The 10,786-nt window shown below is 76.5% G+C and carries 7 protein-coding genes and 1 tRNA gene; 3 read left to right on the top strand and 5 right to left on the bottom strand.

The features are described 5' to 3' along the window. Nucleotides 1-2,383: polysaccharide lyase 8 family protein (locus tag HCN56_RS19070; protein WP_167972793.1), on the bottom strand; the 2,383-nt coding region annotated here is incomplete at its 3' end. Nucleotides 2,384-2,668: 285 nt separating this feature from the next. Here HCN56_RS19070 and HCN56_RS19065 point away from each other — a divergent pair. Next, on the top strand, nucleotides 2,669-3,766 hold the full coding sequence (locus tag HCN56_RS19065; protein ID WP_167972791.1) for a methyltransferase domain-containing protein: 1,098 nt from the start codon (nucleotides 2,669-2,671) through the stop codon (nucleotides 3,764-3,766). 58 nt (nucleotides 3,767-3,824) lie between these two features. On the opposite strand, the gene HCN56_RS19060 is transcribed toward HCN56_RS19065, so the two are convergent. The 3 genes from HCN56_RS19060 to HCN56_RS19050 all read right to left on the bottom strand — a co-directional run bounded on the left by HCN56_RS19060 (nucleotide 3,825) and on the right by HCN56_RS19050 (nucleotide 6,077). Further along, entirely contained in the window at nucleotides 3,825-4,253 is a 429-nt protein-coding gene (locus tag HCN56_RS19060) for an OsmC family protein (RefSeq protein ID WP_167972789.1), read from the bottom strand. Between the two features lie 278 nt (nucleotides 4,254-4,531). Then, a tRNA-Leu gene (locus tag HCN56_RS19055) sits at nucleotides 4,532-4,615 on the bottom strand. 34 nt (nucleotides 4,616-4,649) lie between these two features. Then, the gene (locus tag HCN56_RS19050; protein ID WP_209312927.1) at nucleotides 4,650-6,077 is read right to left on the bottom strand and encodes a DUF445 domain-containing protein; all 1,428 of its coding nucleotides are present in this window, start codon (nucleotides 6,075-6,077) and stop codon (nucleotides 4,650-4,652) included. Nucleotides 6,078-6,316: 239 nt separating this feature from the next. Between HCN56_RS19050 and HCN56_RS19045 the strand changes: the two genes are divergently transcribed. Continuing rightward, nucleotides 6,317-7,624 carry a GDSL-type esterase/lipase family protein gene (locus HCN56_RS19045; RefSeq protein ID WP_376770895.1) on the top strand — a complete coding sequence of 436 codons (1,308 nt, stop codon included), beginning with the start codon at nucleotides 6,317-6,319 and terminating at the stop codon, nucleotides 7,622-7,624. A gap of 295 nt (nucleotides 7,625-7,919) precedes the next feature. Further along, entirely contained in the window at nucleotides 7,920-10,223 is a 2,304-nt protein-coding gene (locus HCN56_RS19040; protein WP_167972787.1) for a transglycosylase domain-containing protein, read from the top strand. Between the two features lie 64 nt (nucleotides 10,224-10,287). Here the strand turns inward: HCN56_RS19040 and HCN56_RS19035 are convergent, their stop codons facing one another. Continuing rightward, nucleotides 10,288-10,590: a GroES family chaperonin gene (locus tag HCN56_RS19035; protein ID WP_167972796.1), complete on the bottom strand. Its 303-nt coding sequence runs from the start codon at nucleotides 10,588-10,590 to the stop codon at nucleotides 10,288-10,290. Nucleotides 10,591-10,786: the final 196 nt, after the last annotated feature.

Raw genomic sequence — 10,786 nt, 5'->3', positions numbered from 1 at the left:
GGCATCGCGGTGGCCGACACCACGCCCGGGGTGACCGCGCCGCCGCCCGGCGCGCGGCGGGCTGCTCCCCGGCCGCGCCGGGTTCGCCGGGGGCCGACGTGCCCCGGAAGAACACCGCGCCGGTGAGGCGCGCACCCCCGGCGAGTGCGCCGGGGGTGGTCCGGAGGACGTGCAGCTCCGGCGTGAGAGCAGGCACCTCGATCCCAGGTCGGGCCGCGCGGGCTTCCGTCCGCGCGGGGGTGGCGCCGGGCAGCAGCAGATGGGCCAGGACCGCACCCGCCGGGGAGGCGCCGTGGTCGTGCCAGAGCGTCACGAAACGGCGGGTGACCGGGGCTGCCGGGCCGCCCTCCCTGATGCGCGACCAGGAGCCGGTGCGGTCCTCGGTCAGCGTCAGCAACGGCCCCGCGGCCGCCCCGGAGCGGGGCGGCGCACCGGGCGCGGGGAGGAAGACATAGCCGCCGGTGCCCGCCAGGTGCGCCCAGCGCGGCGCCGGGTGGCGGGCGGTGGTGCCCGGCGCGGTCCCGACCGCGCGGCCGTCCACCAGCAGCCTGCCCCCGACCGGCGCCGCGGGGTCGTGGAGCGAGCGGTGGTCCACCGTGGTCTCCACGGTGCGGCCCGGGGCGCGGAGGTCGGAGGCGGCGCAGACCACCGCGTCGTCGAGGAAGAGCCAGGAGCGCCGCACCCGCAGCGGCGAGTCGATGCCGCGCAGATCGGCGGCGGCGAGCGCCAGCTCCCCGAGCCGGACCTCGCCCGACCACCGGGTCCCGGTGAGCGGCTCGTGGTCGTTGTCGCCACCGGCCCCGACGGGGAGAGCGGCGGTGTCGACGGTGGTGCCGGGCAGCCGCTTGGGGTCGGCGGTGGGCCAGAAGGCGTCGGTGTACTGGTGCGGGTCGTGGTCGAGGTACAGCAGCGCGGCGCCGTCGCCGGTGTGCCAACCGTGGGCGTTCTCGCCGTTCATGTACTCGTAGCGGGCGACCCGGTCGGAGTTGAGCGAGAGGCAGTAGCTCCACCCGGGTCGGCGGTGCACGTGGCGTTCCATGTCGGGGAAGCCGAAGTGACCGGTGAGCGCGGGCGGCTCGGGGGTCGACCGGTCCGCCAGGACCGCGGCGGCGGTGGCGATCTGGGCGGGTTCCCGGGCGGAGAGCGGCCGCCACGCGGTCGCGTGGAGCCAGCTCCGCGCCCGGCCGCGCAGCCGGGAGGCCGCGGCGGCGTCCTCCTCGCCGGTGGTGGTGCCGGCGCCGGCGGGGGTGGCGAGGGCGGCGGCGAGGGTGACGAGGTCGAGTGCGAGGCGGAACCCGTCGTCCGCGTCGGTCGCGTGGTGGCGGGAGATCGCCCGGCCGCGCACCGCGTCGGTCATGAGCCCGGCGTGGACCAGCGGGGCGAACGTCCGCTCCACCGCGTCGAGTGCGCGGCGACGCTCGTTCGCGGCGACAGCCCAGGGCGTACCGCCCAGGACGAGCAGCAGTTCCGCCATTCCCTTGAGCAGCACCTGCCCGTAGGTGCCGGGATAGGCGACGCTGGTGTGCATCAGGAAGGAGCCGTCGGCCCGGAACCCGTCGCCGACGCGGACGGGGTCGAGGACGCCGCGCAGCGCGTCGGCGGCGGTGGCGAGCCGCTCCGTGGCCCCGCCCAGCGCGCCGCGCAGGGCGACGATCCGGCACAGGTCCACGCGGTTGGCGCCGGTCGAGGGCAGTTCGTCGCGGAGCATGCGCCGGGGGTCGGGCACGAAGTGGTCGACGGCGGCGAGGACGCCGTCCCGGGTCTCGCCGTCCACCGCCGGGCCGAGGAGGGCGAGGAGGTCGCCGGCGGCACGGGGCGCGCCGATCTCCCAGTCCCACCAGTTGCCGTGCTGGGTCCGCCCGGCGTGGTAGCCGGCGCGCCACCACACCCGCAGCCCGCCGGCGACGGCCCTCGGGACCGCCGGGTCGGCGTGGAGGGCGCCGCCCTCGGTGGCCGCGGCGAGCGCGACGGTCCGCAACCGGCCCGCGGCGGTGGTCAGATGGGCCGAGGGGACGTCGGTGCCGTCCAGCGGCAGGTCCGCCCAGGGGGTTCGCGCGCCGTCCGAGGTGTCGAGGGCGGCGAGGTGGGCCAGGGCCGTGCGGTCGCGGGCAGCGACGGCGAGGTCGTGGGCCTGGCCCCACTCCCCCGGCGGGCGGCCGGCCGCGACGCCGTGCAGCAGGGTCGCTCGCCAGCGCTCCACCAGCAGCCGGTGGAGCGCCGCCTCGTCGGCGCCGGCGGAGACGCCGGTGGGCGGCGGGGAAGCCACCGCCCGCACGGGCCCCGGCAGGGCCGCGAGGGCGCCGCCGGCGAGGACGGCGGCGAGCAGGGTGCGGCGCGCGGGCCCGTGGGCGGCCGGCGGGTCGGGGAGCGGCGGTCGGTTCACGGTGCCTCCCGGCGTGGCGGGCCCCCGGTGCGCCGCGGCGGCGGCACGGGGGCGGCCCGGAGGGTGAACGTACCGGCGTGGCACCGGCCCGGCCACCACCCCCCGCACGCTCCGTCGCGGGTTTGTGCCCGGCCGCCGCCCCACCGGCCGTCGAGCGCGGCGCGCGGCGCGGTTTGACGCGACGTCGGGATGGCGAGACGCACGGCGAGGGGTACCGCGCCCGGCTCGTCCGGCGTGGCACCGTTCGGTGATCGACCGGAGCCGTCGGCCGTGCCGAGGAGGACCATGGAACGCACCGAGGAGACCGACCGCACCGCCCTGCGGCTGCGGACGGAACTGATTGAGGGGCTCGACACGGCGGGGGTGCTGCCCGACCCGGCGTGGCGCGCGGCCTTCGCGGCGGTCCCGCGGCATGTCTTCGTGCCGTACTTCTACGACGTCTCCGGGCTGCGGATCGGCGGCGAGCGGCGCGCGGAGGCGTGGCTGCGGGGAGTCCACAGCGACCAGGCGCTGGTGACGCGCCGCCACGCCGGCGAGCCGGTCTCCTCCAGTTCGCAGCCGTCGCTGATGGCCTCGATGCTGCACGCCCTGGACGTGGCGGAGGGCTGCCGCGTGCTGGAGATCGGCACGGGCACCGGCTACAACGCCGCGCTGCTCGCCCACCGGCTGGGCGACGCCCGGGTGACCAGCGTCGACGTCGTCGCGGAGATCACCGCGACGGCGCGGGCGCGGCTGGCGGCAGCCGGTTACGGACCGCGGGTGGTCACGGCGGACGGGTCGCTGGGGTGGCCCGAGGGCGCGCCGTACGACCGGATCATCGCCACCTGCCGCGTGGACCGCGTGCCGCCGGCCTGGCTCCGGCAGTCCGGCCGCGCGGGACTGATCGTCGCGCCACTCGGCCAGGGGCTGGTGCGGGTGGAGCCCGAGGGGCCGGACCGCGCCGTGGGGCGGTTCCTGGGCGCCGCCTACTTCATGCCGCTGCGGCGGCCGGGGCCGCAACCCGCGGCGCCCGCCCCGGCGTCCACCCCCGCGGCGGCCGGTCGCACCACGCAGCTGCCGGCGGAGGCGGTCGGCGACGTCGACTTCCGGTTCCTGGTGAGCGTCCTGGAGCCGGATCTGGACTGGCGGGTGGACGCGGCGGTCGCGCCGCGCTCGGTGTCGGTGCGCGCGACCGACGGGTCGACGGCGCGCCGGTTCCCCGACGGCACGGTGACCGAGGCGGGCCCGCGGCGGCTGTGGGCGGCGTTGGAGGGGTACTTCGCCGAGTTCGAGGGGGCCGGCCGTCCCGGGCCCGAGCGGTACGGGCTGACGATCGAGGGCGAGCGGCAGTGGCTGTGGCTGGACGGCCCCGAGGGGCGGCGGTGGCCGCTGCCGGGCGACTGAGCCGGCGCCGCAGGCCCGGTGCCCCGGAGCGCCGCGGGGCGCTGGGCCTGAAGGCCGGTCAGGAGACCAGGTCGGCGTCGAGGCTGATGTCGACACCGGCCAGCGCCTTGCTGACCGGGCAGTTCTTCTTGGCGTCCTCGGCAGCGGCCTGGAAGTCGTCCGCCGCCAGGCCGGGGACCCGGGCCTGGACGTGCAGGACGATGCCGGTGATGCCCTCGCCCGGCTGGAAGGTGACGTCCGCCCGGGTCTCCACCGACTCCGGCGGGGTGCCGGCGCCGGCGAGGCCGTGCGAGAGCGCCATGGAGTAGCAGGAGGCGTGCGCGGCCGCGATCAGCTCCTCGGGGCTGGTGCGGCCGTTCGGCTGCTCGGCGCGGGAGGGCCAGCTGACGTCGTAGGTGCCGACGCCGGAGGAGTCCAGCGAGACGGTGCCGGACCCCTCCATGAGCGAGCCCTGCCAGCGGGTGGTGGCGGTGCGCGTGGTTGCCATGTCTGTCAGTCCTCCGGGACGTAAGGGACGTGCCGTCCGTCACGCTAACCCGCCCGGCGCGTCACTCCGACGCGCCGCTCCGGCACGGCCGGTCGGGGAGCGGCGCGGAGGGGGCGCGGGCGAGGGGCGGGCGCTCGGCGTGTGTGCCGCGGCGGGCAGTGCCCGACGGTCCGGGAAGCGCCGCGCAGGCGCGGGGAGAGGCAGGACGCGACGTGGCCGGCCCCGCGTCGCGGGGCCGGCCACGGAAGGCGTCGGGACCGGCGTGGAGCCGGTCCGGGTGCGGCCGGTGGGACTCGAACCCACATGGGCTTTCGCCCACAGCATCCTAAGTGCTGCGCTTATACCAATTCAGCAACGGCCGCCGGCCCCGCCATGATACCGGGCGGTGCCACCCACCTACCCGCCCAGTGCCACCGTCACCGTGTGGATCACCAACCCGGCCAGCGCGCCGATGATCGTGCCGTTGAGCCGGATGAACTGGAGGTCCCGGCCGATGTGGAGCTCGATCTTCCGCGAGGTGTGGCGTGCGTCCCAGTTGGCGACGGTGTCGGTGATCAGCGAGGTGATCTCCCGGCGGTAGCCGTTGACGACGTAGACGGCCGCATCGGCGGCCCAGCCGTCGAACTTGGCGCGCAACCGGGCGTCCGTACCCAGCCGTTCGCCCGCGGCGAGGACGGCTGCGCGGGCGCGGATGCGGAGCGCGCTGCGCTCGTCCTCGGCCGCGGCCAGCAGCATGTCGCGCAGCGAGTGCCAGGCCGAGGTGATGAGGTCCTGCACCTCGTCCCGCCGGACCAGGTCCGCCTTGAGGCGCTCCACGCGGGCGCGGGTGGCGGGGTCGTGCTGCAACTGGGCGGCGAGGTCGTGGAGGAAGCGGTCCAGGGCGCCGCGCGCCGGGTGGTCGGGCTGGTCGCGGATGTCCGTGGCGAAGCGCAGCAGTTCGCGGTAGACGCGTTCACCCACGCGGCGGTCGACGAATCGCGGCGTCCAGCCGGGGGCGCCGCCCTCGATCGCCGTCATGACGGCGTCGCGGTGCTCGATCAGCCAGTCGTGCGCCTTGGCGCACGCCAGATCGACGGCGGAGTGGTGCCCGCCCCCGCTGACGGTCTGCTCCAGCAGCCGGCCGAGGACGGGGGAGATCTCGGTGGTCTGTGCGCGCCGGGTCACCGCCTCGCCGATGATCGACTGGATGTCGGAGTCCTTCAGCACGCCGAGGCCGCCGCGGAGCGCGGTGGCCAGTTCGGCGGTCACCCGGTCGGCGTTGGCGGGCTTCGCCAGCCACTCCCCCACCCGGCGGGACATCTCCACCGAGCCCAGCTTCTCGCGGACCACCTCCTCGGAGAGGAAGTTCTCGCCCACGAAGTCGCCCAGCGAGCGGCCGAGCTGGTCCTTCTTGGTCGGGATGATCGCGGTGTGGGGCACCGGAATGCCGAGCGGGTGGCGGAAGAGCGCGGTGACGGCGAACCAGTCGGCCAGCGCGCCGACCATCCCGGCCTCGGCGGCGGAGGCGACGTACCCCGCCCAGGCACCGGCGCCGCGCGACTCGGCCCAGGTCGCCAGCGCGTAGACGACGGCGACGAGGACGAGCAGCCCGGTGGCGACGGCCTTCATGCGGCGCAGGCCGCGCTGCTTCTCCAGGTCCGTCTCGGTGAAGAGGCCGGCCCCGTCGCGGGCCGGTTCGACCGGCCCGGGGGGACCGGCCGGCGCGGGGCCGCCGCGGATTCCCCAGAAGCCGCCGCCGGCCGGGCGTTCCGGCGCGCCCGCCGGTCGCCCGGGGCCGCTGTCCTCCGTGCCGCCCGTGCCGTGCGTGCCGTCCACACCGCTCATGCCCGCCGCCCCCGTCGTCCGCTCTCTCGCGTCACTCGTCCGCTCCAGCCCTCGCGCTGCTTCCGCATTGTGCCCCCTCCCCCGCGGCCGGCGGGGCTCCGGCCGCTGCGAGCCGCGCCCGGCCGTCGTCCGCCGTGAAGGAACGGTGGACGACGACATGCGGCCGCGAACCGGGATGGGAAGATGTGACGAGAAGACAGGAGTACCCGGAATCCGGGCCGGCGGAGGGGATGGGTCGGTTGCTGAGCAGAGTACGCGGCCACGGACTTCTGGCCACGCTGATAGCCACCGCGCTGGTGGTCGGCGTGCTGGTCGCCGACAGTCTCAGCCCACGCGGCCAGGCCGCCACCAGCGCGCTGGGCGCCCCCGAACAGGCGCTCCAGGCGTCCGAGGGCGTCTGGCTGTCCGCGTGGACGGCGGCCCCCACCGGTGCCCATCCCGACCACCCCGACGGCATGCCGGGGCAGGCGGTCCGCAACGTCCTGCGGCCGACCGGGGGCGGGACGGCGGTCCGCGTCACGCTGTCCAACCGCTACGGCGCGACCCCGCTGCGGCTCTCCCACGTCACCGTGGCGCTGGCCGCCGCCGGCGGGCCGGCCGCGGTGCCGGAGACCATGCGGCGGCTGTCGTTCGACGGCGCCGGCGAGGTGTCGATCCCGGCCGGCGGCGAGACCGTCAGCGACGCGGCGCGGCTGGAGGTGCCGGTCGGCTCCGACCTGCTGGTCACCGTCTACGCGCCCGGCCCGGGCGGGGCCGTCACCCACCACCGGCAGGCCCGCCAGACGAGCTACGTGGCGGACGGCGACCACACCGCCGAGGCCTCCGGTGACGCGTTCTCCCGGAAGATCACCGACTGGCGGTACGTGACGGGTGTCCAGCTCCTCAGCCAGAACGCCGAGGGTGCCGTCGCCGTGCTCGGCGACTCGCTGACCGACGGCGTGACCTCCACCGCGGGGGCCAACCGCCGCTGGACCGACCGGCTGGCCGAGCGGATGCGGGAGAGCGAGGACGGCCCTCGTTACACGGTGCTGAATCTGGGGATTTCCGGTAACCGTTTGCTGTCCGACGCGGCCCCGGACCGCCCGTTCAACGCCGACGCCGGGGTGCGACGGCTGCACACCGACGTGCTGCCCCGCAGCGAGCTCCGCGCGGTGGTGGTGCAGTTGGGCATCAACGACATCATCCGCGACCCGGACGGCGGCGACGCCGAGGCGCTGCTCGCCGGGTTGCGGCAGGTGGCGGCGGACTCCCGCGAGGCCGGGCTGGTGGTCGCCGGTGCCACGCTGGCGCCGTTCGCCGGGCACGGCGGCTGGCGCGCGGACCGCGAGGAGGTCCGGGAGCGCGTCAACGCGGCGATCCGCGCGGGCGGCGTCTTCGACACGGTGATCGACCTGGACGAGGCGCTGCGGGACCCGGCGCAGCCGGACCGGCTGCTGCCCGCCTACAACTCCGGCGACCACCTCCACCCCTCCGACGCGGGGTACGCCGCGATGGCCGCCGCCGTCCGGCTCGCCGAACTCGCCCCCACCGCGGAGATCCGCACCTGACGGCGCCGGGGCGGCGCGCAGCCCCCGCACCACGATCAGCGCACCGCCACCCCCCGGCCCCGACCGGCCGCCGCCCACCGGGTGACACCCCTCGGACGCGCCCCGCTGATCCGCCCCGCTGACGCCCCGCCACCGGACCGCCCCGGGGCGCCGCCCGCGCGCCCCCGCCCGAGTGGCATCCGGGCGCGCCAACTCGCCCCCTTATGTCCGTGATGCGAGACTCGGGCCCCGGAGGAGTCACATCCCCGTCGCCGGGGACTCGGACTGGTGGGCGAGGGGCGAGGTGTCCGCAGGCATGAGCGACCACAGCGGGACGGACGGCATCGGTGCGGCGCCGCAGCGCTGGGAGCCGCGCCCCCGGCTGCGGGACGGCGGGAAGCGCCCTGGCCGCACCGGGTGGCGGCGGTTCCTGCCCACCTGGCGACTGCTCTGCCTGTCCGCCACCACCCTGCTGGTGGCGGCGGTCGCGCTGCTGGTGACGGGGTACATGGTGGTGGACATCCCCGAGCCGAAGTCGGCCGCCGCCGCGCAGAGCAACGTCTACCGCTACGCCGACGGCTCGGTCATCGCGCGGACCGGCGACGTCAACCGGGAGAGCGTGCCTCTGGAGCAGGTGCCCGGACACGTGCGGCGGGCCGTCCTCGCCGCCGAGGACCGCGACTTCTACTCCGCCTCGGCCGTCGACCCCAAGGCGATGGTCCGCGCCGGGTGGAACATGCTGCGTGGCGAGGGCCGCCAGTCGGGCTCGACCATCACCCAGCAGTACGTGAAGAACTACTACCTGGACCAGCAGCAGACCGTGACCCGCAAGGCCAAGGAACTGTTCATCGCGGTCAAGCTCGACCGGGAGTTCTCCAAGGACGAGATCCTGGAGGGCTACCTCAACACCAGTTACTTCGGCCGCAACGCCTACGGGGTGCAGGCCGCCGCCCAGGAGTACTACGGCAAGGACGTCGACGCCCTCGACACCTCCGAGGCCGCCTACCTGGCGACGCTGCTCAACGCCCCCGGCTCCTACGACGTCCGCTCCGGCCCGGCGTACCGCGAGCGGGCGCTGGCACGCTGGGAGTACGTGCTCGACGGCATGGTCTCGGAAGGCTGGCTCGACCGGGACGAGAAGGACGCCCTCCGCTTCACCGAGCCGCTCGACACCGAGCCGCAGTCCGGGCTCTCCGGCCGCCGCGGGTACCTGGTGGAGGCCGTCGACCAGTACCTCGTCGAGGAGGGGCTGCTGGACGAGCAGCGGCTCGCCGCGGGCGGGGTGCGGGTGACCACCACGCTGGACCCGCGGCGCCAGGAGGAGCTGGAGCGCGCCGTCGACGACCGGTTGGGCGGGCTGATGGACGAGGAGCGGCCGCAGGACGCCACGATCCACGCCGGCGCCGCTTCCATGGAGACCGGCAACGGGCACCTGGTGGCGCTGTACGGCGGGCGGGACTACACAGAGCAGTTCATCTCGGGCGCCACCCGCCGCGACTACCAGGCTGCCTCCACCTTCAAGCCGTTCGTCTACGCGGCGGCGCTGGAGCACGAGGCCCGCGACCGCTCCGGCGACCGCATCGGGCCGCGGACCACCTACAGCGGCAGCAGCGGGCGGGAGGTGCTCGCGCGGGACGGCACCGGCACCGGCTGGTCCCCCGAGAACGAGCAGGACACCGACTACGGCACGCTCCCGGTCAGCGAGGCGATGGACAAGTCGGTCAACGCCGTCTTCGCCCAGATGGGCGTGGACGTGGGCCCGGAGCTGGTGCGCGAGACCGCGGTGCGGCTGGGACTGCCGCCGACGACGCCGGGGCTGGAGTCCGCCTCCGGCTCCATCTCGCTCGGGGTGTCGACGCCCAGCCCGCTGGATCTCGTGCAGGCGTACGCGACGCTGGCGGCGCACGGGGAGCGCCACCCGCTGGTCATGGTCACCTCGCTGACCGTGGACGGCGAGGAGGTGGAGCTGCCGGAGCACGAGCCGCGGCGCGCCGTCTCGCGCGAGGCGGCCGACGCCACCACCGAGCTGCTGCGGAGCGTGGTCTCCGGCGGCACGGGCGAGGCGGCGAGCGCGGTCGGTCGGCCGGCCGCCGGCAAGACGGGCACGGCGGAGCAGGACAAGGCGGCCTGGTTCGCGGGGTTCACCCCCGAGCTGGCCACGGTGGTGGCGCTCGTGGGGCAGGACCCGGACGGCGGCGGACAGGTGCCGCTGTACGGCGCGCTGGGCATGGAGCGGGTCAGCGGCGGCGGTGTGCCGGCGCAGATCTGGGCGCAGTACACGGCCGCGGCGCTGGAGGGCTCCGAGGTGCGGGAGTTCGACCTGCGCCCCGGCGACCTCCCCTCGGGCGGCGGCGAGGACGGGGACGACGGCGACGGGGACGACCCCTCGTCCTCGCCGTCGGACGGCCCCTCACCGGACGAGGACGGGCCGTCCACCCGGCCGGCCACCCCCGGCGGGACCACGGGGCCGGGGACCGGGGAGCCGAGCGGGGCGCCCGGGGAGGGCGAGGGGCCGGCCGACCCGACGGGGCCTCCCGGCGGCACCTCTCCGACCTCGGGACCGACGCCGCCGGAGCCCGGCGGTGACGGCGGGTCGTCCGGGGCAGCGGGCGGCGACTGACCGCCGCCCCGGCCCGCCGGGGGCCGGGGTCCGCGCCGCGGCACAGCGGGCGGCGCGGCCGCGTTCAGAGATAGAGCCCGGTGGAGTCCTCGGAGCCCTGGAGCCGTTCGGCCGCCACCGCGTGCAGGTCGCGTTCGCGCATCAGGATGTACGCCACCCCGCGGACCTCGACCTCGGCGCGGTCCTCCGGGTCGTAGAGGACACGGTCGCCGGGCTCCACGCCCCGCACGTTGTGCCCGACGGCGACCACCTCGGCCCACTCCAACCGCTTGCCGACGGCTGCGGTGGCGGGGATGACGATGCCGCCGGAGGAGCGTCGCTCGCCCGCGCCGGTGTCGGTCCTGACCAGGACCCGGTCGTGCAACATCCGGATCGGGAGCTTGTCGTGGGTCGGTTGGCTGCTGCTCACGCCCCGACCGTATCCCAGAGCCCGGGCCGGCGACCGGGCGCTCCCCGTGGGACGTCGCCGACCCGCGCGCGGCGCGGCCCGGCGAACACCCCTGCGAGCCGCCCGGCGCACGACGACGGGTGGGGGCGCCGATGCGGCGCCCCCACCCGTGGGC

The organism is Streptomyces lonarensis, from assembly GCF_012033735.1.
GTDB lineage: Bacteria > Actinomycetota > Actinomycetes > Streptomycetales > Streptomycetaceae > Streptomyces > Streptomyces lonarensis.
This window is presented reverse-complemented; position numbering and strand designations above follow the sequence as displayed.